20 protein-coding genes are annotated in these 23,723 nt (G+C 68.2%); 14 read left to right on the top strand and 6 right to left on the bottom strand.

The window, feature by feature from the left end:
• Entirely contained in the window at positions 1-1,146 is a 1,146-nt protein-coding gene (locus tag ASG92_RS09120) for an XdhC/CoxI family protein (RefSeq protein ID WP_056626966.1), read from the top strand.
• 51 nt (positions 1,147-1,197) lie between these two features.
• Here ASG92_RS09120 and moaA read toward each other — a convergent pair whose 3' ends face one another.
• Complete coding sequence (gene moaA / locus ASG92_RS09115; protein WP_056626964.1) at positions 1,198-2,241, bottom strand: GTP 3',8-cyclase MoaA; 1,044 nt, start codon at positions 2,239-2,241, stop codon at positions 1,198-1,200.
• A gap of 103 nt (positions 2,242-2,344) precedes the next feature.
• Positions 2,345-5,038, bottom strand: a complete 2,694-nt coding sequence (gene hrpB, locus ASG92_RS09110; RefSeq protein ID WP_056626962.1) for an ATP-dependent helicase HrpB — start codon at positions 5,036-5,038, stop codon at positions 2,345-2,347.
• Between the two features lie 218 nt (positions 5,039-5,256).
• Between hrpB and ASG92_RS09105 the strand changes: the two genes are divergently transcribed.
• Positions 5,257-5,559 (top strand): DUF4193 domain-containing protein, encoded by a 303-nt coding sequence (locus ASG92_RS09105; RefSeq protein WP_056626960.1) that lies wholly within the window; start codon positions 5,257-5,259, stop codon positions 5,557-5,559.
• 432 nt (positions 5,560-5,991) lie between these two features.
• Here the strand turns inward: ASG92_RS09105 and ASG92_RS09100 are convergent, their stop codons facing one another.
• Positions 5,992-6,597: a PadR family transcriptional regulator gene (locus ASG92_RS09100; RefSeq protein ID WP_056626958.1), complete on the bottom strand. Its 606-nt coding sequence runs from the start codon at positions 6,595-6,597 to the stop codon at positions 5,992-5,994.
• Positions 6,598-6,822: 225 nt separating this feature from the next.
• On the opposite strand from ASG92_RS09100, the gene ASG92_RS09095 reads away from it, so the two are divergent.
• The 8 genes from ASG92_RS09095 to ASG92_RS09060 all read left to right on the top strand — a co-directional run bounded on the left by ASG92_RS09095 (position 6,823) and on the right by ASG92_RS09060 (position 15,728).
• The gene (locus tag ASG92_RS09095; protein WP_056626957.1) at positions 6,823-7,812 is read left to right on the top strand and encodes a LacI family DNA-binding transcriptional regulator; all 990 of its coding nucleotides are present in this window, start codon (positions 6,823-6,825) and stop codon (positions 7,810-7,812) included.
• A 2-nt stretch (positions 7,813-7,814) separates the two neighbouring features.
• Positions 7,815-8,795 (top strand): 2-hydroxyacid dehydrogenase, encoded by a 981-nt coding sequence (locus tag ASG92_RS09090; protein ID WP_056626956.1) that lies wholly within the window; start codon positions 7,815-7,817, stop codon positions 8,793-8,795.
• Positions 8,792-10,009, top strand: coding sequence for a D-mannonate dehydratase ManD (gene manD, locus ASG92_RS09085; protein WP_056626955.1), 1,218 nt, complete (start codon positions 8,792-8,794; stop codon positions 10,007-10,009). Before ASG92_RS09090 ends, manD begins: the two co-directional genes overlap by 4 nt.
• Positions 10,010-10,011: 2 nt before the next feature.
• Positions 10,012-11,544: a mannitol dehydrogenase family protein gene (locus ASG92_RS09080; protein ID WP_056627417.1), complete on the top strand. Its 1,533-nt coding sequence runs from the start codon at positions 10,012-10,014 to the stop codon at positions 11,542-11,544.
• Positions 11,541-12,593, top strand: coding sequence for an NAD(P)-dependent alcohol dehydrogenase (locus ASG92_RS09075; RefSeq protein WP_056626953.1), 1,053 nt, complete (start codon positions 11,541-11,543; stop codon positions 12,591-12,593). The genes ASG92_RS09080 and ASG92_RS09075 overlap by 4 nt, the downstream gene beginning before the upstream one ends.
• Positions 12,594-12,693: 100 nt before the next feature.
• Complete coding sequence (locus ASG92_RS09070; RefSeq protein WP_056627414.1) at positions 12,694-14,085, top strand: MFS transporter; 1,392 nt, start codon at positions 12,694-12,696, stop codon at positions 14,083-14,085.
• Between the two features lie 9 nt (positions 14,086-14,094).
• On the top strand, positions 14,095-14,781 hold the full coding sequence (locus ASG92_RS09065; protein WP_082579405.1) for a bifunctional 4-hydroxy-2-oxoglutarate aldolase/2-dehydro-3-deoxy-phosphogluconate aldolase: 687 nt from the start codon (positions 14,095-14,097) through the stop codon (positions 14,779-14,781).
• Positions 14,778-15,728: a sugar kinase gene (locus ASG92_RS09060; RefSeq protein WP_082579404.1), complete on the top strand. Its 951-nt coding sequence runs from the start codon at positions 14,778-14,780 to the stop codon at positions 15,726-15,728. Before ASG92_RS09065 ends, ASG92_RS09060 begins: the two co-directional genes overlap by 4 nt.
• Positions 15,729-15,738: 10 nt before the next feature.
• Here ASG92_RS09060 and ASG92_RS09055 read toward each other — a convergent pair whose 3' ends face one another.
• Both ASG92_RS09055 and ASG92_RS09050 read right to left on the bottom strand, forming a co-directional pair.
• Positions 15,739-16,467: a hypothetical protein gene (locus ASG92_RS09055; RefSeq protein WP_056626951.1), complete on the bottom strand. Its 729-nt coding sequence runs from the start codon at positions 16,465-16,467 to the stop codon at positions 15,739-15,741.
• A 196-nt stretch (positions 16,468-16,663) separates the two neighbouring features.
• Positions 16,664-17,812 (bottom strand): helix-turn-helix domain-containing protein, encoded by a 1,149-nt coding sequence (locus ASG92_RS09050; RefSeq protein ID WP_056626949.1) that lies wholly within the window; start codon positions 17,810-17,812, stop codon positions 16,664-16,666.
• Positions 17,813-18,015: 203 nt separating this feature from the next.
• On the opposite strand from ASG92_RS09050, the gene ASG92_RS09045 reads away from it, so the two are divergent.
• From ASG92_RS09045 to ASG92_RS09030, 4 genes are read left to right on the top strand one after another with little or no spacing between them, the layout of a single operon-like run.
• Positions 18,016-19,524, top strand: a complete 1,509-nt coding sequence (locus ASG92_RS09045; RefSeq protein WP_056626947.1) for an amino acid permease — start codon at positions 18,016-18,018, stop codon at positions 19,522-19,524.
• Positions 19,521-20,888 (top strand): M20 family metallo-hydrolase, encoded by a 1,368-nt coding sequence (locus ASG92_RS09040; RefSeq protein WP_056626945.1) that lies wholly within the window; start codon positions 19,521-19,523, stop codon positions 20,886-20,888. Before ASG92_RS09045 ends, ASG92_RS09040 begins: the two co-directional genes overlap by 4 nt.
• On the top strand, positions 20,885-21,697 hold the full coding sequence (locus ASG92_RS09035; protein WP_240987065.1) for a nitrilase-related carbon-nitrogen hydrolase: 813 nt from the start codon (positions 20,885-20,887) through the stop codon (positions 21,695-21,697). The genes ASG92_RS09040 and ASG92_RS09035 overlap by 4 nt, the downstream gene beginning before the upstream one ends.
• Before the next feature lie 50 nt (positions 21,698-21,747).
• Positions 21,748-23,412: an NAD(P)/FAD-dependent oxidoreductase gene (locus ASG92_RS09030; RefSeq protein ID WP_082579425.1), complete on the top strand. Its 1,665-nt coding sequence runs from the start codon at positions 21,748-21,750 to the stop codon at positions 23,410-23,412.
• A gap of 88 nt (positions 23,413-23,500) precedes the next feature.
• Here the strand turns inward: ASG92_RS09030 and ASG92_RS09025 are convergent, their stop codons facing one another.
• Entirely contained in the window at positions 23,501-23,722 is a 222-nt protein-coding gene (locus tag ASG92_RS09025) for a hypothetical protein (protein ID WP_056626939.1), read from the bottom strand.
• Position 23,723: the final 1 nt, after the last annotated feature.

Raw genomic sequence — 23,723 nt, 5'->3', positions numbered from 1 at the left:
ATGCGTGACGTCCTGGACGCCCTGGCATCAGGCTGGTTAAGCGGGACCACTGCCGGCCTGGCCACGGTGGTGCGCACGTTCAAATCGGCCCCGAGACCGCCCGGCGCGGCCATGCTGGTCACCGCCGACGGCAAAGCCGTGGGCTCGGTGTCCGGCGGCTGCGTGGAGGGCGCGGTCTACGAACTCGCAACCGAGGTGATGTCGGACGGCCAGCCGGTGCTGGTTCGCTACGGCATCAGCGACGATCAGGCCTTTTCCGTGGGCCTGACGTGCGGGGGCATCCTGGATGTGTTCGTGGAGCCGGTCTCGCGGCAGACCTTCGGCGAGCTTGACGAGGTTCGGGCAGAAATCGAAGCCGCCCGTCCGGTGGGGGTGGCCACGGTCATCGAGCACCCGGATCCCCGCTGGCTGGGCCGGCACCTGGTAGTGAGGCCCCATGGAGTCACGGGGAACCTGGGCTCCGACCGGGCCAACCAGGCCGTCGGGGACGACTCGCAGGGTCTGCTTGCGGCCGGCCGCAACACCACGCTGACGTACGGCCCCGACGGCCAGCGCCGCGGCGAGGGCATGCGCATTTTCTTCTCCAGCTTCGCGCCGCGGCCCAGGATGCTGGTGTTCGGGGCCATCGATTTTGCGGCGGCCCTGGCACGCCTGGGCGCTTTTTTGGGCTACCGCGTCACCGTCTGTGACGCGCGGCCGGTGTTTGCGACGCCGGCCAGGTTCCCCGACGTCGATGAGGTGGTGGTCGCGTGGCCGCACCGCTACCTCTCCGAGCAGCTTGCCCAAGGACTCGTGGACGAGCGGACCGTGATCTGCGTGCTGACCCACGATCCCAAATTCGATGTGCCGCTGCTGGAGGTGGCCTTGCGGTCCCGGCCCGTTGCCTATATCGGTGCGATGGGTTCACGGCGCACGCACAAGGACAGGATAGCGCGGCTTCGCGAAGCGGGCCTGGCCGAGCAGGAACTGGCGAGGCTGCACAGCCCGGTAGGCCTCGATCTGGGATCACGGACGCCGGAGGAGACCGCCGTTTCCATCGCCGCGGAGATCATTGCCGCGCAGTGGGGCGGAAGCGGCGAGCCGCTGGGACTCCTGAGCGACCGCATCCACCACGATGAACTCCACGAGCCCACGGACCTTCCCTGATCCGGCCCGCGTCCGGCCCGCGCTGATCCGCCTCCCTGATCCCGCCTGGCCCTATCCGCCGATGTACGACATCTCGATCCTGCGGGCCGCGGTGTCCGGGGCAACGGGGGTGTTGGCACTGCGCAGCACCGAGTAGCGGTCGGCGCGGCCGCCCCACAGGGCAGACAGTGCCGCGGAAAGATCGGCGTCGGAGGCGCCGCCCCGCAGCAGTGCCCTCAGGTCCGTGCCGGCCGTGGCAAACAGGCACGTGAACAGCTTGCCGTCGGCGGACAGCCGGGCGCGCGTGCAGCCCCGGCAAAAGGCCTGGGTGACGCTGGAGATGACGCCGATTTCGCCGCTGCCGTCACGGTAGCGCCAGCGCTCGGACGTCTCGCCGGGGTAGTTCGGCGCCACCGGGTCCAGCGGGAACACCGCGCTGATGCGGGCCAGGACCTCGGCGGAGGGCACAACTTCATCCATTTTCCAGCCGTTGGAGGCTCCCACATCCATGTACTCAATGAACCGGAGGATGAACCCGGATCCCTTGAAGTGGCGGGCCGTGTCAATGATGTCGTGGTCGTTCTGACCGCGCTTGACCACCATGTTGATTTTCACGGGCCCCAGGCCTGCCGCCTGGGCGACGTCGAGGGCGTGCAGGACCTTGGCCACGGGATAGCCGGCGTCGTTCATGGCCTGGAACGTTTCCTCCCGGACGGAGTCCAGGGACACGGTGACGCGGTTCAGCCCGGCATCCTTGAGAACCAGGGCCTTCTGCGCCAGCACCGAGCCGTTGGTGGTCATGGCCAGATCCGGCGCCCGCCCGTCGGGGGTCCGCAACCGGGCCAGCATGCGGACCAGTTCCTCAATGTCCTTCCGCAGCAGGGGCTCCCCGCCGGTCAGCCGGATCTTCAGTACGCCGTGCGCCACGGCAATCGACGCCAACCGGGTGATTTCCTCAAACGTCAGCAGCTGCTCCCGGGGCATGAAGACGTAATCCCTGCCGAAAATCTCCCGGGGCATGCAGTAGACGCACCGGAAATTGCACCGGTCCGTGACTGAAATCCGCAGGTCCCGGAGAGGCCGGTGGAAGGTGTCGGTGATGGATGTGGCGTCCATGTAGCGCCCTTTCCAAGCGGCAGCAGCGTCCACCGCTCGTATATGTCCCAGCGTATGCCTGGCCGCCGGCCCCCACAATGACCGCACCCGAAGCGGAGCCGAGTCACATCCTGCGCTTTGTCCTTGCCGTCGCCGGCGCCGTCCACGGATCCTCCGGCCAGGGGTGCTTGGGATAGCGCCCGCGCATCTCGGCACGGACCTGCGCGTAAGGTCCGGACCAAAAGGAGGCGAGATCGTCCGTGACCGCCAACGGCCGCCTGGCCGGCGACAGCAGGTGGAACAGCACCGGCACCCTCTCCCCCGCCAGCCGCGGCGTCGCTGCCCAGCCGAAGCATTCCTGGAGCTTGACCGCCACCACCGGCCGGCCGCCGTCGTCTGCTACGTCCGGATAGTCGATGCGCACCCGCGAACCGCTGGGCACCTCGAGCCACTCCGGCGCCAGCTCGCCCAGCCTTGACGCCTCGGGCCACGGCAGCAGGCGCCGCAGCGGATCGGCCAGATCGATGCGGTTCGTTGCGGCCCCGCCGGCCAGAGCCTCCAGCTCCGGCGCCAGCCACTCGTCCAGCCTGCCCAGCAACGCCTGGTCGGAAACGTCCGGCCAGGGTTGACCCAGTTCCCGGTGCAGCAGGGCGAGGCGGCGGCGCAGGCCATCCGCCGCCATCGACCATCCGATGGTCCCCAGCCCTTCCCTCTCGAGCGCGCGGGCCACCGCGGCGCGTCCCTCCTCCACGGATGGCCTGACCGGCGTGGACGACAGCGCGATCGCTCCCAGCCGGCGTTCCCGCCGGGCCGTCACCCGGCCCTGGCTGAACCCCGCTTCCACCGTTTCCGCCAGGAGGTGCCGGGCAGCGGCCTCGGCCGTGTCCGCCGTCAGCGGTGCTGCGGACCGGATGACGGCGCCGGTCCCGGCGGCGTCGCGTCCTTCGGCGCGCGACACCTCCGCGACCGCCAGCCACTCGTGCCCGGTAAGCGGGCTGCCGGCAGGGAGCCCCGCCCGCGTGCCTGAGGACAGCAGGTAGCGCTCCGGTCCCTGCCCCGGGACGCGGCGCGCCACTCGGTCCGGGAATGCGAGGGCGACGACGAACCCGACGGCCTCTGCGCCGGTCACCGGGGCATCGGGGTGGACAGGCGCGACGCCGGTGGCCTCCTGGCGTGCGATCGCCTCCATCCGCCGGACATCCTCCGCCCAGCGCCGCGCCGCCGGGTCTTTCCCCGCCCGCAGGGTGTTCAACAACCGAGTCAGGTCGGCGCCGGGGGCGCGCTGGTCCCCGGCAACGACGGCGACGGCCTCCGCCGCGGTCCGGTGGCCCACGGCGGCGGCGCCGTCCAGCAGGGCGCGGGCCAGCCGCGGGTCCGCCGGAATCCTGGCCAGGGTTTTACCGAGGTCCGTGGCGTGCCCGTCCGGTTCCACCGCCCCGAGCTCGCGCAGCACCTCGACGGCGTCGTCCATCGCGGCCTGCGGCGGGGCGTCGGGAAGGGCCAGTCCCCGGCCGCCCGGCGCTCCCCAACAGGCAAGGACCAGGGCGGCGCCCGTCAGGTCGGCCACCGCGATCTCCGGTGTCCTGTGGGCCGGCGCGGCTCCGAACGTCTTCTGGTCGTAGCAGCGGACCACCTGTCCGGGGCCCTGCCGCGCGGCGCGTCCGGCGCGCTGATCGGCGGACGCCCGGGAGCAGGACACTGTCACCAGGCCGGACATGCCGCGCGCGGAGTCGCGCCGCGGCTCGCGGGAAAGCCCTGCATCGATGACCAGCCGGACTCCCGGAACCGTCAGGGAGGATTCGGCGAGCCCCGTGGAAACGATCATCCGCGGCGGACCGCCCGGGTCCCGTCCCGAGACGGCGCGGTCCTGCGCCTCCGGGCTGACCTGGCCGTGAAGCTCCAGCACCTCGGTGCCCGAACCAACCCGGCCGCGCAGGCGGCCCGCGACGTGGGAGACCTCCCACGCACCGGGGAGGAACACCAGGGCGTCAACGTTCATGTCCCGCGCCAGCGCTTCGGAGTGCGCGGCCGCGGCAGTGTCGGCCACATGGTCAAGGAACGCGCGCGTCACGCCCCGCATGTCCAGCCTCGGCACCGCCGGGGGCGCCCAGCTCGTTTCCAGGGGGTACAGCGCGGAGGGGCAGTCGACGACGGGAGCCGGGCCGCCGCCGTCGTTCCCCCCCGTCTCCGTCTCACCGATCAGGGCCGCGAACCGCGGCGCGTCCAGGGTGGCCGACATGGCGACGAGCGTGAGGTCGCCGCGCAGCTGGCGGACCTCGGCGAGCATGCCGAGCAGCAGGTCTGTCTCCAGCCCGCGTTCGTGCACCTCGTCGAGGATGACGGCGTCCACTGCCTCCAGGCCCGGGTCCGAGAGCAGGCGCTGCAGCAGGATGCCGGGGGTGACGAATTCGATCACCGTGTTGGAACCGGCCTGGCGTTCGCCGCGGACCGTGTACCCCACGCGATCCCCGAGCCGGCTGCCGTCCAGGGTGGCAAGCCGCCGGGCCGCGGAACGCGCCGCCACGCGGCGTGGCTGGGTCACGACGATGCGCGGGCCCTTCTCCCGTACGGCGCCGGTCGCGAAGTTGGAGGCCGCGATGGTGGAGGCCGCGATGTTGGCGAGAAGGGGCGGAACCAGAGTGGTCTTGCCCGTGCCCGGGGGCGCCTGCACCACTGCCGTTCCGGCGGCGCCCCGCGCGCGCAGCGCTTCCTCGAGCACCCCCAGCGAATCCGCGAAGACCAGCCCCGCTCCGATGGCACCCAAATCGAAGGGCCCGCTGGCAGGAACGGGAGCAGGAGGCCGGGCCGGAGAAGTCACCCGTCCATTGTGCCTATAATCCTTGGGCGCATTATCTTCAGGCCGGTAAGCCTAGGGCCGGGTGCCCGGCGCTGCGGCCGTTCCTGTGAGAAGCCATAGCTTGCCTGAGGTAAGCTGTCCAACCACGCCCGCTGGTCTTCGTGACAAGGGAATATCGGCGCAATGGTGTAGGTTGCATATCCGTCAGAGAAGAAACGCCAGAAAAGAGAAGCACCTAAGTGGCAACCGATTACGACGAAGTACGTTCCGACGTCAAGGAATCCCAGGACAACTCCCTGGAGGCGCTGCAATCCGCAAACGCCCCTGACGCCCGCAGCGTGGTCCGTGAGCTGGATGAAGCCGATGCGATGGACGACTCCATCGTTCCGGGCGGTGAATTTGTGGCCGAGGAACTGGTGGTCCAGGTGGTCCCCCAGGCGGAGGACGAGTTCACCTGTTACTCCTGTTTCCTGGTCCGGCACCGCTCCCAGATCGCCCGCGAAAAGAACGGGCACGCTTACTGCATTGAATGTGAAGGCTAGCCTCCAGCTGGCGCGGCTGCGAATTGTCAGCCGCACCGGAGGGTAGTTCGTGCGGGCCGCCTCCCCTGGGAAGGCGGCCCGGATCCACGTGGCTCCGATGCCTGCCGCCGCGGTCATCGGCCGCCGCTCCAGCAACCCCGAATAAAGTGCACCCCGGCCGGCGAGGGAATAGAACCGGCCGGTGCCGCCCCCAACGAGTTGCCCGCAAAATACCGGGCGGCTACTCCTCATCTGCGGAGTCGAAGGCCTGCGAGGCCTCCTCCTCAAAGCTATGGAACTGGCACGACGAGGCCTCGACGCTGCCATGCAGCCCGCGCGCAAGCATCTCGACGACGAACTCAACGCGGCTAACACGGCCCTGTGTCAACTGTTTCTGGCCCCGGCCGGACGGGGCGGTTTCAAACGAACGACGCAACACCGACCTGACGGGGTTTAGTCGGCGAGGATGTGATAAAGCGCGCGGCGGGTTTCATCGATTTTTTCCACCGCGGCATTGCGTTGTTCCTCGGTTGCCGCGAAGCGGAATTGGTGGATGACTCCCATGAGCTTTGCCACGCTCTGATGAAACGCGGGACCGGATCCCTGCGGATCGGTGTTCCACGCGTTGTCCAGTTCTTCGGCGTGGTCGGCCACATACGCCCGCCCCGCATCCGTGAGCGTGAACTCGGTGCGCCGGCCTTCTCCTACGGGTGCGATGAGATCTTCATCAACGAGTTGCTGGAGTGTCGGGTAAACCGAGCCCGGGCTGGGGCGCCAGGCTCCGGAGGTTTTCTCCGCAATGGTTTTGATCAATCCGTACCCGTTGGATGGTGATTCGGCCAGAAGGGACAGAATTGCCGAACGGACGTCGCCCCTGCTTGCCCGACGCGAACCACCTGGACCAAAGCCCGGTCCAAAACCAGGTCCAAAGCCCGGCCCGAATCCGCGGCCGGGCCCGAAGCCGCCGTGTCCGTGCGGTCCGCGGCGGCTCCTGCTGCGCCCGAAGCGTCCCATTGCCGGTCCGCCACCTGTCAATCTGTTGTCGTGAATGCCTTTCATAGCGGCATCGTCCTTCCTTTTCAGTGAGTTTTGTCCGTATCGACGATCTTTCGGCGATAGTTAACGATATATCGCCGAGTATCGCCGGTCAAGACCCATCGCCGTGGCAAACCTTTGGAGCCACGTCATACCCTGTGAGCCACGTCATGGAAAAAGCTTGACAAGCTTGTACAACTGTTTCCATACTTGAGGGGCAAGGGTTTCAACGAGGCAACTGGAGGACCAATGGCGGCCAAACTCACGGACGTCGCAAAGCTGGCGGGCGTCTCGCTCGCCACGGCGTCACGGGCGTTCGGAGACCCCGGCCGGCTGGCGGCAGAGACCCGCCAGAAGGTGATGGACGCCGCTGTTCAGCTCGGCTACGAAGTGCCTGGCCTCACGGGCAGCCGGACCTTCGGCGTCGTCGTGCCGGACATCTCCAACGCGGTGTTCGCCGCCCTCATCAAGGCCATCCAGGACCAGGCCTGGCACGGCCGCCACCGGATGGTGCTGGCCGACACCGCCGAGTCCTCCGCCCGCGAGCGCGACCACCTGGCAGCCTTCGCCACCGGAGTGGACGGCATCATCCTGTGCTCGCCCCGGCTCCCCTCGGACCAGATCCACAACCTGGCGGGCAACGCACCGCTCGTGGTCATCAACGGCGAGGCCGACCACGCGGCACGCGTCCTGATGGAAGCCGGCGAAGGACTCCGCCAGGCCGTGGAACACCTCCACGCCCTCGGCCACCGCAAGCTCGCCTACATCCCCGGACCGGCATCGTCATGGGCCAACGGCCAGCGCCTTTCCGCCATCACGCGCTTCTGTGACGAGTGGGGCATCGAACTGGTCACCGTGGGCAACCAGAACGCCACGGTCGACGGCGGCCTGGCAGCCGCTGCATCGGTCGTCGCCAGCGGCGCCACCGCCGTCATCGCCTACAACGATCTCGTGGCAATCGGCATGCTCGCCGGCGCCCGGACGCTCGGCTACCACTGCCCCGAAGACATCAGCGTGGTGGGAATCGACGACCTCGACATCGCCGCCGCCGCCGAACCCGGACTCACGTCCGTCCGCGTGCCCATCAGCCGCAGCGGCTCCCTCGCCCTCGAACTCCTCCTCGAACAGATCGCCGGCAAGCCGACGGCCACCGAGGCCGTCCACCTCAATTCACAGCTCATCGTGCGCGGCTCCACCTTCGCCGCACGCACCGCCGACCACACCCTCCAGGGAAAGTAACCATGAGAATCGTCATCACAGACCCCAACCTGATGCCCCACCGGGCCACCTTCGAGGAAGCGCTCCCGAACGGTACGGTCACGTCCTGGCACGACAGCTGGAACGAACACTCGGTCCTGACCGACCTCAAGGACGCCGACGTCTACGTCGGCCCCAAGTTCACCGAAGCCATGGGCGCCGAGGCGCGGAACCTACGCCTCGTGCACGTCGCAGGTGCCGGCTACGACGGCATCGACGCCGCCGCCCTGCCCGCCGGGGCGGTCTGCGCCAACACCTTCCACCACGAGGGCTCCATCGCCGAACATATCGCCACCGTGCTCGTCGCCCTCCGCCGCAACCTGCTGGGCCAGGACGCCGCCCTGCGCACGGGAGTCTGGGCCTCGTCCGTCTACTCCCCTGAGATCCCCCAGCCGGAGACACTGCGCGGAGCCGTGGTGACCTTCCTCGGGTTCGGCCACATTGGCAGCGCCGCCTGGAAACTCCTGCAGGCCTTCGGCGCGGAGGGCATCGCCATCACCCGCAGCGGCTCGGTCAACCCCGACACACACACCCTGCGCTGGGCCGGCACCACAGACCGCCTCAGCGAAGCCCTCAGCGAGTCCGACGTGCTCGTGGTCAGCATCCCGCTGGACGCCGGGACCACCTCACTGATCGGCGCCGCCGAACTGGACGAACTCGGCCCCCACGGACAGCTCGTCAATGTCGCCCGCGGACCCGTCGTCGACGAAGCCGCACTCTACGAGGCTTTGAAGGACCGCCGGATCGCCGGCGCCGCCATCGACGTCTGGTACCGGTACCCCGGCACCGACGGACGCGGCGAGCCGGCCACCAGGCCGTTCGGCCGGCTCGACAACATCATCATGACCCCGCACTCCTCCGGCGTCACCGCCGAAACCTTCCGCGGCCGCGCCCGCGAGATCGCCGAAAACATCACCCGCCTGTCCACGAACCAGCCCCTGAAGAATGTAGTGATTTCCCGATGACCCGAAAAATCGTCGACGTCGACGTCCTCATCACCAGCCCCAGCCGCAACTTCGTCACCCTGAAAATCACCACCGACGACGGCATCGTCGGCTGGGGCGACGCCACCCTGAACGGCCGCGAACTTTCCGTCGCCAGCTACCTCCGCGACCACCTTGCCCCGGCACTGCTGGGCAGGGACGCGGACCGGATCGAAGACACCTGGCAGTACTTCTACCGTGGCGCCTACTGGCGCCGCGGGCCGGTGACCATGGCCGCCATCGGCGCCATCGACCTGGCACTCTGGGACATCAAGGGCAAGGCCCTGGACGTCCCCGTCTACCAGCTCCTCGGCGGTGCAGCCCGCGACAAGATCCTCACCTATACCCACGCCACCGGCTGGGACCTCCCCGAGCTCCTCGACTCCGTGGAACAGCGCCGCGAACAGGGGTTCCGGGCAGTCCGCGCCCAGTCCGGCGTTCCCGGCCTGGACAAGGTCTACGGCGTCACGAGGGGCGCCGCCAGCTACGAACCCGCCGGCCGCGGCGCCGGACCGGTGGAAGAAGACTGGGACACCTCGGCCTACCTGCGCCACGCCCCGAAGATCCTCTCCGCGGTGCGCGAGCACGTGGGCCCTGAACTGAAGCTGCTCCACGACGTCCACCACCGGCTCAACCCCACCGAGGCCGCCCGCCTGGCCAGGTCCCTCGAGGACGTGGACCTGTTCTGGCTCGAGGACGTCACGCCGGCCGAAAACCAGCGGCTGCTGCGCACGCTGCGCCAGCAGACCACCATCCCGCTGGCCATCGGCGAGGTCTTCAACACCGTCTGGGACTGCGAACAGCTCATCACCGAACGGCTCATCGACTTCATCCGCACCGCCGTCGTCCACGCCGGAGGCATCTCCCACGTCCGCAAGATCCTGGCACTGGCTGAGGTCTACCAGATCAAGGGCGCCCCGCACGGGCCGTCCGACGTCTCGCCGATCAACCTCTCGGCGTCGCTGCACCTTGGCCTGGCCACCAGCAACTTCGCAATCCAGGAATACATGGGGTACGACCCCCTCGTGTCCGAGGTCTTCCGGTCCAGCTTCCGCTTCGAGGACGGCTACCTCCACCCCGGGGACGAGCCCGGCCTCGGCGTCCAGGTGGACGAAGCAGCCGCCGCCCGCTTCCCGTACAAGCAGGCGTACCTGCCCATCGCCCGGGAACTCGACGGCTCCATGAAGGACTGGTGACCGTGACTTCATCGCTCCCACAGCTCTCCGCCAAGACACCGGGCATCCTGCGCCGGCCGGAAGCCCCGTCCCCGGGCATAGTGCACTTGGGACTGGGTAATTTCCACCGCGCCCACCAGGCCGTCTACACCGACGCCGCAGTCGCCGCGAACGGCGGAGACTGGGGCATCATCGGAGTCTCCAGCCGATCCTCGGCCATCCCGGACGCCATGCACGCCCAGGACATGCTCTACACCGTCGTGGAAATCTCGCCCGAGGGCTCCACGTTCAGCGTTCCGCAGGTCCACACCGACGCCTTCACGGCGGCCGGCAACCCGGGCCGGGTCATCAGTGCCATCGGCGACGCCGCCACCCGCATTGTGTCCCTGACGGTCACGGAGAACGGCTACAACTACACGCCGGCCACCGGTTCACTGAACCTGCAGGACCCCGCAATACAGCACGACCTGCTGCATCCCGAGGCGCCGCGGACCCCGATCGGACAGATCGTCCGCGGCCTGCAGCACCGGTCCCGCACCCACGCGGAGCCGGTGACCATCCTCAGCTGCGACAACCTGGCTGACAACGGCCACCACACCCGGCGGCTGGTCAGGGAATTCGCCTCCCTGCTGCCGCCGGCCGAAGCCGCCGATACCCTGGCCTTCATCGACACGTGCACAAGCTTTCCCTCGTCCATGGTGGACCGGATCGTGCCGGCCACCACCGATCACTACCGCAAGCTGGTCACCGCCCGGCGCGGCTACACGGACCGCATCCCGGTGCCGGCAGAACCCTTCACCATGTGGATCGTCGAGGACAACTTCATTGCGGGACGCCCCGTGTGGGAGGCGGGCGGCGCCGTGTTCTCCGACGAGGTGGCCGGCTACGAGCAGCTCAAGGTCCGCCTGCTCAACGGCACCCATTCCCTCATCGCCTACCTCGGGGCCCTGTCCGGCACGGTCACCATTCCCGAGTCCGTCTCCGACAGCCACATTGAACTCGCCGCGCGCTCGGTCCTGAGGAGCGAGTACCTGCCCAGCGTCTCGGTGCCGGCCGGAGTGGACGTCGCCGCCTACGAGGAACAGCTCTTCTCCCGCTGGCGGAACACCGCCCTCGGCCACCGCACCAGCCAGGTGGGCTCCGACGGCTCCGTGAAGCTCCGCCAGCGGATCCCGCTGCCGGCGCTGCAAATGCTCGACGACGGCCGGATGCCCCAGCTTCTGGCGCTCACCGCCGCGGCCTATCTGTCATGCATCGCCCCGCTCGCAGGGTTCGACCCCGGCCCCCAGGCCGAAGCGATGGAAGATCCGGCCCGGGGCCTGCTGGCCGGCCTGGCCGCAGGCGCCCGCTCAGGCCGGGAGCTGGCCGGCAAGGTCCTCGGCGACCACCACCTGCTCGGCGAGGAACTGGCCCAACGCAGCGAGTTCCTCGAGCGCACCGGCGAATTCATCGACATCATCCGTTCCGCGGGCCCGCTGGCCGCGATCGCCGAAGCCAGCGCTCCCTCCTCCCTTACTGCCGCCCCAATCCTTCAAACCACAAAGGGCACGCCATGACCACCCAAACCATTCCCGCAGCAGACACCGCCGGGCTTCCTTCCGGCACCCAGGCAGCAGTGCTGCACGGCGCCCGCGACCTCCGCATCGAGCACAAGCCGCTGGCGGCCCTCGGCCCGAACGACGTCCTGGTCGAGATGCGCTCCGGCGGGATCTGCGGCTCCGACATGCACTACTACGCCGACGGACGCAACGGCACCAATGTGCTCCGCCAGCCCACGGTCCTGGGGCACGAGGGCGCCGGGGTGGTCATCGCCGCCGGTGCGCAGGCCACCGTCGCCGCCGGCACCGCCGTCGTCATTGAACCGGCCCTGCCCTGCGGCAACTGCCCCACCTGCCTCTCGGGACGCTACAACCTGTGCCCGGCCGGAACCTGCTTCGGCTCCCCACCCACGGACGGCCTCTTTGCCCGGCACGTCGTGGTGCCCGAACGGGCCGTGCACGTGCTTCCGGACAGCATTCCGGCAGAAATCGGGGCCGCGATCGAACCGCTCGCCGTCGCCGTCTGGGCCGTCGAACGCGCCCAGGTCCAGAAAGGGCAGCGCGTGCTGATCACCGGCGCCGGACCTATCGGCCTGCTGGTCTCGCAGGTCGCGGCCGCCAAGGGCGCCGCGGAGATCGTGGTCACGGACGTGAATGACCACCGGCTCGCCGTCGCCACGAAGTTCGGGGCCACCCGCACCATCAACACCGCAACCGAGCCGCTGGACCTGACCAACATGGACCGGCTGATCGAATGCTCCGGCAACACCAGGGCCCTTGCTGACGGCATCCGGACGCTGGCGCCGGCAACCCGCGCCACAGTCGTCGGCCAGGCCCGGCCAACCGTGGACGGCATCCCGCTCGGATTCCTGCAGCGCTACGAAATCGACCTCGTGACCGCCTTCCGGTACGCCCACGCGTTCCCGACGGCGATCGGACTCGCCTCATCCGGGGCGGTGGACCTGCCGTCCATCATTACCGGCACCTACCCCCTCGAAGACGCCGCGGCCGCGCTCACAGCCCCCGTGACTGACCCGACCAACCTCAAAGTACTCATCACCTACTAATTCACCAGCACGAGACCCGCTGGTTGAGCCTGTCGAAACCAAGAAACCGGATCTTCCCAGGCTCGATCACCATCGGACATCCATTCAAAGGAGTATGGAAATGACCTCAGCAGCGTATGTTCCCCCAGGGGAAGTGGATCAGAGCAAGGTCCGGAAGGCCGCCGTCGCAGGCCTCATCGGCACCACCCTTGAGCTGTACGACTTCGTCATCTACGGCACCGCCTCGGCGCTGGTCTTCAGCAAGCTGTTCTTCCCCAACGTCTCCCCCACGGCCGCGCTAATCGCCAGCTTCACCACGTTCGCGGTCGGGTTCCTGTTCCGCCCCCTCGGCGGCATCTTCTTCTCCCACTTCGGAGACCGCCTCGGCCGGAAATGGATCCTTGTGGTCACGCTCCTCCTGATGGGCGGCGCAACGCTTGTCATCGGCCTGCTGCCGACCTTCGACCAGGTGGGCCTGCTGGCGCCCATCCTGCTGTGCGTGTGCCGCGCGGCCCAGGGCTTCGGTGCCGGCGCCGAACAGTCAGGCGGCGCCACCCTGCTGACCGAATCGGCGGCTCCGGGAACCCGCGGCAAGCTGGCCTCGCTGATCATGGTCGGCGCCGCCGCAGGAACCGCCCTCGGCGCGCTGGTGTGGATCGCCGCACAGTCACTGGCCCCCAACGACATGCTGACCTGGGGCTGGAGGCTCGTCTTCCTCTCCAGCATCTTCGTCACGGTTGCCGCGCTCATCATCCGGCGCAAGCTGGACGAATCCCCGGTCTTCGAAGAAATCAAGCAGGCCCGCACCGAACCCCCCGCCCCGCTCAAGGAGGTCGCCAGGAACGGCAAGGCCAACGTCCTGCGCGTGATCCTCATGAACTTCGGCGTCAGCACCCAGTCCTACACCATCCAGGTGTTCATGGCGTCCTACCTGATCACGGTGGTGGGAACCGACCCGAAGTTCATCCCGCCGGTGCTGCTTATCGGCGCCCTCTGCGGCGGCGTCGCGGCCGTTTCCTTCGGAATCCTGTCCGACAAGATCGGGCGCCGCCGCGTCGTCTCGCTCATTACCGCAGCGCTGGTCCTTTTCCCCGCGCCGGCCTTCATGCTGCTGACCACCGGTTCTCCCGTGGCCATCGTGCTGGTCATCATCGTGGGCTTCATGCTTGCCTGCCAGGGCGTCGTAGGCGTCCACATGAGCTACTTCCCGGAGATTTTCGGCAGCCGCTACCGCTACGCCGGCGTCACGTTGGGACGCGAGTTCTCCTCGATTATCGGCGGCGGCATCGCCCCGATGGTCTGCGCGGGGCTCCTGGGACTCTTCAGCAATTCCTGGATCCCGGTCGCCATTTACATGTCCGCCACCATGCTCGTCAGCTTCATCGCCACCAGGCTTTCGCCCGAAACACTCAACCGCGACCTGACCGACCCGGACGACGCCGACAGCCACAGCCGCGCCATCGCGGCGCCCGAGACGGCGGCCGAGTTAGCCACCACCCGCACCGCCAAGTAAAGGATTCCCATGCTCCGCCTTGCCCACCCCGGCACAACTTCACGGCCCGCCCCGTCCGCTATCCTTCGCGAAACCCGGGCAGTGGCAGTCCTGCGGGCCCGCCACGCCTCGGACTACGCGCCCGTGATCGAGGCGCTGCAGCGCGGCGGCGTGCTCAGCATCGAGCTCACGCTGAGCACGCCGGGCGTCTGGGACGAACTGCCCGCCCTCCGGGACCGCTTCGGGGACGCCCTTGAGATCGGCGTCGGAACCGTCACCGAGGCAGCAGAGGCCGAGGCGGCCCTCGACCTGGGCGCCGCCTACATCGTCACGCCCGTGACGGACCCGGGCGTCATCACCGCCTGCGTCGGCCGCGGCGTGCCGGTCTACCCCGGCGGACTGACCCCCACCGAGCTGCACGCCGGCTGGAAACTGGGTGCCACGGCGGTCAAGGTCTTCCCCGCCTCCACGGTCGGTGCCGGCTACGTCGCGCAGCTCCGCGGCCCGTTCCCGGACATCGAGGTGATCCCCTCCGGCGGCGTCAACATCGAGGACGTGCCGGGCTGGATCATGGCCGGCGCCCTGGCCGTCAGCCTCGGCGGGCCGCTGCTCGGCGACGCCTTCAAGGGCGGCGACCTGCAGGAGCTCACGGCCAGGGCGCGGCGTGTCCGCGAGCTGATCGACCGAACGGCAGGCCAGATGGGTGAAAACCAGTGAGCACGGCGCCCTACGTACTGACCTTCGGTGAAACCATGGCGCTGATGCGCGCCGATCAGGTCGGCCCGCTCGCCCATGCGTCCACCATGAGCCTCGGCATCGGCGGCTCCGAATCCAACGTCGCCATCGGGCTCCGGCGCCTCGGCGTGCAGGCGGTATGGTGCGGCCGCGTCGGGGCGGATGCCCTCGGCCAGCTCGTGGAACGCGAAATCCGGGCCGAAGGCGTGGACGTACGCATCGCCGTCGACCCCTCCGCCCCCACCGGTCTGATGATCAAGGAACGCCGGACCCCGGCCACCCAGAGCGTCAGCTACTACCGCGCCGGCAGCGCCGGCTCCCGGATCGCCCCGGAGGACATCGACGAAGCACTCATCACCCGGGCCGGCCTGCTCCACGTCAGCGGCATCACCCCTGCCCTGTCGCCGCAGGCGGAAGCGACCCTGAGGTACGCGATTGACACCGCCAGGGCAGCGGGCGTGCCCGTGTCCTTTGACCTCAACTACCGCGGAAACCTGTGGTCGCGCGAAGGTGCCGGAAGCGTCTACCGCGACATCATTCCGCTGGCGGACATCGTGTTCGCAGGTGACGACGAGGCCGCGATAGCGGTGGGTGCCGGCGGGCCGGAGGAGCTGGCCCGCCGGATAGCGGCCCTCGGGCCCGGCCAGGCCGTCATCAAACTCGGTGCGGAAGGGGCCGTGGCGCTGATCAACGGCCGGTTGTTCCGCCGGGAGGCGGTCGCCGTCGGCGTGGTGGACACCGTTGGCGCCGGCGACGCGTTCGTCGCCGGCTACCTGGCTGAATTCATCGGAGACCGCAGTCCGGAGGACCGGCTGAAAACCGCGGCGGCAACCGGCGCCTTCGCCTGCCTGGTCCCCGGAGACTGGGAAGGCTTCCCGCGCCGCAGCGAACTCAGCCTGCTCGACGCCGGTGATCCCGTCTCCCGCTAGTACGTGCGGATTATCGCCTGACTACGACGTCGTCGACGTAGCTGTCTCCCATCTGGCGCGGGTGCTCGGCGCCAAATTGGACCTTGCTCAGGCTCGTGGTCCCAAGACCCACCTCTTTGGAGAAGATGGATGCGCCGTCGAACCAGACTTCGATGGATGACCTGGCCCCATTCGCCCTGACCTGCATCTGGACCCGGTGCCACGTGTTCAGCGGGATGCTTGTGGCCGAGAGCCTGGTGTACGTAAAGGTACCGTCGGGATTCGTGATCCGCAGCCACAGCTTTCCGGTGGCGTTGTCCCGGAACACATCCGCGATCCGGGTGGCACCGGAGAAGAACCGAACATAGGGCACGTTGTTCCCGGGCAGCCCGGCAGTCGCGATGTTAATCCAGGCGTCCGCGCCGGCCCTCCTGGTCCCGGCGGGCAGCGCCAATCCCATGTTGGCCACAGAACCGACAGCCGCCGTGGCGTGAAGCCTGGCCGAACACGTCCCGGAGTGCGCCGTCGGACTGGCGACCGTTGCCGTGCCATTGCCCGAGGTCGTAGCGACGAACGGGGAGAGCGAGTTGCCCTCGAAGGTCGTGGCGGTCAGCATCCTGCCCGACAGCGGGCTGGTAGGGGCGGCCGTTCCCGGGCTGCAGGTCGCCGACACAGCCGTGTTTGCGGAACCGAATACGAGGGTGGTGGAAACCAGCAGCCCGAGGGTTCCGATCGCACCCAGTTTCCTTAGTTTGCTCATGGCAGATCCTCACTGTCTTGTTCCGGTCCTAGTCGCAACCGTTGCAGAGCGAAGTGCTTGAAGACCCGGGACGTCGTGTGGCTTTGGAGATGACGGGGTAACGCTAATGCTCGATCCGCCACCTTGGAAAAACCTTGGAGTTTCCGTGGGGTACCCCCCGCCCTGAGGGGGCTGTATTTGGGGGTGACCGCAGCTCTCAACGCCCGACGGCGATCAGGGCCAGCGCCGCGTCGCGAGGTTTCTGGAGATCCAGGCCGGTGTAGTTCTCGAACGCCGACAGCCGGTTGACAATGGTGTTCCGGTGGCAGGCCAGCCGCTCCGCGGTCGCCACGAGGCTGCCGAGCTCGAGGAAGACGCGTGCGGCCTCCAGGAGGCGTTCGCGCTCCGCGGCGGTGCACCGGCCCAGCGCGGAGGAGACGAGCAGTTCCGGGTCGCAGCCGACCTGGGCCAGGCGGTGGGCGGTGATGGACAGCCAGCGGTCCCGGAGCGTGAAGACGCCCTTGCTGCCCATGGGCAGGTCTTTCATGATCTCGCGGGCTGCACTGGACGCGGTGCGAACTCCCCCGATTCCGCTGGCGTGGGGCGCCACGGCCACGGCCATGCCGTCGAACAGGGAGGCCTCGGGAAAGCTCAACCGCTCCTCGGCGGAGACATTCCGCGGCCGGATGACCAGGGTGTGGTGCCCCTGGTCATAAGTGAAGACCGGGGTGTCCCTCGGCGGACGTGCGCGCAGGCGCCGCCTGACCGTCAGGCTGTCGTTCCGGTCAATGGCCGCGACCAGGAACGCCGAGCGGGAGTTAACGCGCAGGGCGCCGGCAATCCGGGACAGATCCGCGGCCGAGGGTTCGGCCGGAGCCAGCAGTTGCGTGAGGTACTGCTGCTGCAGGTCGGCGTCGGCGCCTTCAATCTCCTCCAGCTCCGCCAGATACTTCTCCTGGACGCGGGCGGCGAACCGGTCCACGGTTGCCCAGACGACTTCCGCTTTCTTTACCAGCAGTGCCGGATCGGCGCCCAGCCCCGGGGCGGACAGGGCATCCCACAACACGGAGAAGTCGAGCCGTATCGCCCGGACCAGGCTCTCCAAGGGCACACCCTGGCGTGCCCTGCGGGCGCCAAGCTCCGAAGCGAAGGTCTCCAGGGCGTCGACATCGGGGCCGCTTTCACCAAGGACCGCCAGCATGGCCGAAAAGGAACTCAGGCTGCTGCTGCGCAGGTCCTCAAGCGTCAGGCCCGACTCCGCGTAGGCGGGGTCCGGAAGGATCCGGGTCAGGAACTTCTCCACGAGTTCGGGAAGCTGCCCGCCAACAGCGTCAACCAGGCGATGCCACAGCTCGTCGTCCGTCATGTCAGTTTGTCCGTCATGTCAGCCTCCCGTTTTGACCCTTCACCCATCATCGCCGACCCCGCCCTCCGCCGGGATGTACGTTCATACATTTATTGGCGGCTTTTCCAGTCTTTCCCGTCATGGGCAAGTGCCCGTCGCCTTGGGACGATCGAAGTCAGCTGCTCCTGCGGCAGCTCCCACACTTTCACCGGCCAGGAGTTTCCATGACCACTATTGACCCAGTCGAGGAGCGGACAACGGCTGTCCGCCCCGACGAGCAATCCGGATACAAGAAGGGCCTGTCCAACCGCCAGGTCCAGATGATCGGCATCGGCGGCGCCATCGGCACCGGCCTGTTTCTGGGGGCAGGCGGACGGCTCGCCTCGGCCGGGCCCGTGCTCCCCGTCGTGTACGCAATCTGCGGCGTGTTCGCGTTCTTCATCCTCCGGGCGCTCGGCGAACTTGTTCTTCACCGCCCCTCGTCAGGCTCTTTCGTCTCATATGCACGGGAGTTCTACGGCGAAAAAGCCGCCTATATCTCCGGCTGGGTTTACTCGCTGTCCTGGGCGCTCACGGCGATCGTGGACATCACCGCCGTCGCCGTCTACCTGAACTACTGGACCGCGTTCAGCAGCGTCCCGCAATGGATCCTCGCACTGGCCGCACTCATCGTGGTCACCGGCGTCAACCTCATCTCCGTGAAGCTGTTCGGGGAGCTGGAATTCTGGTTCGCCATCATCAAGGTGGGTGCGCTCGTGGCGTTCCTCCTGGTGGGCGGGATCTTCCTCGCCGGCAACTTCCCGGTCGCGGGGCATCAGGCCGGGCTCTCCCTGATCACCGACCACGGCGGCCTGCTGCCCAACGGGCTCCTGCCCGCCGTCGTCATCGTGCAGGGCATTGTGTTCGCCTACGCAGGCATCGACATGATCGGCGTGGCCGCGGGCGAGACCAAGGACCCTCAAAAAATCATGCCGAAGGCGGTCAACGCCGTCATCTTCCGGATCGCCATCTTCTACGTGGGCTCCACCGCACTGCTGGCGATGCTGCTTCCGTACAGTGCCTATAAAGCCGGCGAGTCCCCGTTCGTGACCTTCTTCGCCAGCATCGGCGTGCCCGGCGCCGGTGACGTGATGAACTTCGTCGTCCTCACCGCCGCCCTGTCCAGCCTCAATGCCGGGCTGTACTCCACCGGCCGGATCTACCGCTCCATGGCCCAGACCGGAACCGCCCCGAAGTTCATGGAACGCATGAGCCGCGGCGGTGTACCCTACGGCGGAATCCTCTTCACCGCCGCGTTCACCCTGCTCGGCGTGGGACTTAACGCAGTGGTACCAAAGATGGCCTTCGAGATCACCATCAACGCCACCGCCCTGGCCATCCTCTGCACCTGGGCAACCATCATCCTGTGCCAGCTCAAGCTCTACAAACTGTCCAAGGCCGGGCTGATGCCCCGGCCCGCCTTCCGGCTCTTCGGCGCGCCCTGGACCTCCTACCTCACCCTGGCCTTCCTGGCCGCGGTGCTGGTCCTGATGCTATTCGATTTCCCGATTGGAACCTACACGGTCGCCTCCCTCGCGATCATCATCCCGGCCCTGATTGCCGGCTGGTACTCGGTGCGCAAACGCGTCAACGAGCTCGCTCACACCCGGCCGCTGACCGGCGCCATCCCGGTACCAATGCCGGCATCCCAGCTTTCAACCACGCGGTACAACAACAAGGAGCACACACCATGACTGCCGCAGCAACCCGTCCCGCCACCACCCGGGCCCACGAATCCACCAGCCAGCCGGGAACGGCAGGCGACGCCGCGGCGTTCCTCCGCGACTTCCGCAGCCTCTCGGCGATCGGCGAAACACCCGGCCACGGCGTGGACCGCCAGGCCGCCACTCCGGCAGATGCACAGGCACGCGCCTGGTTCACCTCCCTCGCCGCCCAGTACGGGTTCCGCACCGAGACGGACAGGATCGGCAACCTCTTCGCGCTGATCGAATGGAACCCGGGCGCACCCTACGTTCTCGTCGGTTCGCACCTGGACAGCCAGCCGACGGCCGGAAAGTACGACGGCGCGTACGGCGTCGCCGCTGCCCTTCACGCCGGCCGCCGGCTGGCGGACCGGGCAGCCTCCCAATCGCCCGACGGCGGCACCCCGCCCGCCGCGCCCAAATACAACCTCGCCGTCGTTGACTGGTTCAACGAGGAAGGCTGCCGCTTCGCCCCGTCCATGATGGGAAGTTCGGTCTACACTGGAAAGCTCCCCGCCGACGTCGCGCTGGCCGTCACAGACACCGCCGGGACCAGCGTGCGCGACGCCCTCACGGAAATCGGGCACCTCGGCAGCGGCTTCGGTCCCACGGCAGCCGCCTACGCCGAGATCCACATCGAACAGGGCCGTTCGATGGAGGACTCCGGCACCACGATCGGCCTGGTCCACGCCTGCTGGGCCGCCGCGAAATACACCGTGACCGTCCACGGCGAACAGGCCCACACGGGTTCAACCGTCATCGCCGACCGCAAGGACGCGCTGCTCGGGGCCTCCCGGCTGGTGGTGCTGCTGCGTGAAATCGCTGACCACTTCAGCGGCGCCGTGCTGCACACCTCCGTGGGCCAGCTGACCGTCTACCCGAACTCGCCCGTCGTGGTGCCGTCCCGGGTGGAGCTCGTGATGGACCTGCGGACCGCCGACGAGGACATCCTGGCCTCCGCCAAGGCCCTGCTCCGCGCCGGCATCGCCGCCATCGAGGCGGAGGCCAACGTCAGCATCGACGTCGCCGAGTCCCACGCCTGGGGCATCAACCCCTACCAGCCCGCGGGTGTGGCCCTGGCCGCCGAATGCGCAGCCGAACTGGGCCTCAGCCACCGTCAGGTGTTCACGCTCGCCGGACACGACTCCATCAACATGAAGGACGTCGTCCCCACCGTCATGCTGTTCGTCCCCAGCGTGGACGGCATCTCCCACAACGAGCGTGAGTACACGAACGACGACGACGCCTGCGCCGGCGTGGACATGCTAACCCGCGTGGTGGAACGGCTGTGCAACGGAGACCTGGACGGTGCCGCGGCGCCCGAAGCCGGCGCCCGGCCGGAGGGCACCAAGTGACCGGCCGGATCAAAGTGGCCGTCCTGCAGGCCACCGGCCTGGTCAACTCACCGCAGCAGAACCTGAACATGCTCGCCGCCCGCGCGCAGGAAGCCAAGGCGCAGGGTGCAGACCTCCTCGTGACCCCCGAGCTGTTCGTCTGCGGTTACGCGCCGAGCCTGGTCCACAGCACCGACGGGACGGCCCAGCGGCGGCAGCTCGCCGACATCGCCGTGTCCGCCGGCCTGGCGGTCGTGGGCTCCACGGTCGAGCACGACGGGGGCCGGCGCTACATCTCGGCGTCCTTCTTCGACCGCGACGGCGCCGAGCTGACCCGCTACCGCAAGCAGCACCTGTTCGGGGCCGCCGAAAAAGAGGCGTTCGACGCCGGCGGGGCGCCGCCCGCCGTCGTCCGCTTCAACGGCATCAACGTTGCCCTCGGCATCTGCTTCGACATCGAGTTTCCCGAGTTTGCCCGCGCCGCTGCGCTCGCCGGCGCGGAACTGCTCTGCATTCCGACGGCGGTCCCGCTGCGTGAGGGCGGCCAGTCCGATGCCCACCCCTTCGATACCCGGCTGATTCCGGCGATGGTGGTGCCCACCCGCGCCCTGGAAAGCCAGCTGTTCATTGCGTACGCCAACCACGCCGGCCCGCATTTCGCCGGCCTGAGCACCATCGCCGATCCGTACGGGCGCCGGCTTGCGGCGGCCGGTGACGACTCCGCGCTCATCGTCGCGGACATTGCGGTGTCCACCCTTCGCCAGGCCCGGCTGGACACCGACTACCTTTCCCGCTTCATCCACAGCGCAGCCAGCGCCCACCCCCAGTAAGGACGCCCGTGACCATCGCAGCCACCAGCACGCCGACTGCAAACCTGAGCATGCTCATCCCCGACTTCCCGTTCCCCTACGACGACTACATCTCCCATGACGCGGGAATCGGCTCCGTCCCGGCCGACATGTACGGCACGGAAGTGGCCGTTGTGGGCGCCGGCCTCTCCGGCCTTGTTGCTGCCTACGAACTCATGAAGATGGGACTCAAGCCTGTTGTGTACGAGTCCTCCCGGATCGGCGGACGCCTGCGCGGCGGCACCCAGCCGGGCCAGTCCGGCCCGGTGGCGGACCTCGGCGGGATGCGCTTCCCGAAGACCGGTGCCTCGTTCTTCCACTACGCGGACCTCGTCGGCATCGAAACCCAGCCGTTCCCCAACCCGCTGACCCCCGCGGCCGGCAGCACCGTGATCGAGCTGGGTGGCAAGGCGCACTACGCCGAAACGCCCGCAGACCTGCCGGGGTTCTTCCGGGAAGTCTCCGGCGCCTGGGACGACTGCCTCGAGGAACGCGCCCACTTCAGCGCCATGCAGGAAGCCATCCGCACCCGTGACCTGGGCACCATCAAGAGGCTCTGGAATGAGCTGGTGCCGCGCTTCGACGATGTGTCATTCTCCGGCTACCTGGCGACCTCCAAGGCGTTTTCCTCGCTGCCCTTCGAATACCGCGAGGCCTTCGGCCAGGTCGGGTTCGGCACCGGCGGCTGGGACACCAACTTCCCGGACTCCATCCTCGAGATCCTCCGCGTCGTTTATGTCGACGCCGACGCCGACCAGCACCGGATCATCGGCGGGGCCCAGCTCCTGCCCGAACGGCTCTGGAACCATGCCCCGGCAGGTCTGGCGCACTGGCCGGAAGGCACCAGCCTAGCCTCCCTCCACGGCGGGCACCCGCGGCCCGGCGTCGCCGCCATCCGGCGCGCTGCTGGCGGCGGGAGTCCGGCGGGTCCGGGCGTGAGCCCGGAACCTATCACCGTCACCGATAAATGGGGACAGTCGCGGCAGTACCAGGCCGTCATTGCCACCTGCCAGAGCTGGCTGCTTTCGGCGCGCATCGACGTGGACGAATCCCTGTTCAGCCACAAGCTCTGGACGGCGATCGAGCGCAGCCACTACATGCAGTCCTCCAAGACGTTCGTCGTCGTCGACAGGCCGTTCTGGAAGGACCGCGACCCGGTTACCGGGCGCCAGGTCATGAGCACCACACTCACAGACCGGCTCACCCGCGGAACCTACCTGCTGGACAACGGCCCGGACCAGCCCGCCCTGATCTGCCTGTCCTACACCTGGAATGACGACGCGCTCAAGTGGCTGCCGCTGGATGCCGACGAGCGAGTCCGGCTCATGCTGCACTCGCTGAAGCAGATCTATCCCACCGTGGATATCGCCTCGCACATCGTCGGCGACCCCATCACGGTCTCCTGGGAGGATGACCCCAACTTCATGGGCGCCTTCAGCGACAACCTGCCTGGCCATTACCGGTACCAGGAGCGCCTCTACACGCACTTCATGCAGGACGGGATGGATGCGGCCCACCGCGGGATCTACCTGGCCGGAGACGGTGTGTCCTGGACCGGCGGCTGGGCCGACGGCGCCGTCACCACCGGCCTCAATGCGGTCTGGGGCGTCATGACGCAGCTTGGCGGCAAGACCAGCCCCGGCAATCCCGGACCAGGTGACCGGTTCGACGAGCTCAGGCCACTGCGGCTCCCCTGACCGAGGCCGGTCCGGCACCGAACTCAGGACGGGACAACGATGCACGGCCGGGCAGTGGTAGCCACTGCCCGGCCGTGCATTTGTGCGATCAGATTTCGTTGGGCTCCAGGAAGCCGATGCGTGTCCACAGGCAGGGCCGGCCGGAGTCACCCGGGAAGAGCTGGCCCTCGTGTAACGCTATGTGCACTCCCGCGGGGCCCTGCCAGACCCCTGACAGTTCGCAGTGCGTGCCGGTGGCTTGCTGCCGTGGCCCCGATGCCCTGACTACTCCTTGGGCCATCCGCTCGGCCGCCGGAATCCTCTTTTTCACT

Origin of the sequence: Arthrobacter sp. Soil736, from assembly GCF_001428005.1 — a bacterium.
Taxonomy (GTDB): domain Bacteria; phylum Actinomycetota; class Actinomycetes; order Actinomycetales; family Micrococcaceae; genus Arthrobacter.
The sequence above is the reverse complement of the archived record's forward strand: the minus strand, read 5'-3'. Positions and strand labels throughout refer to the sequence as shown.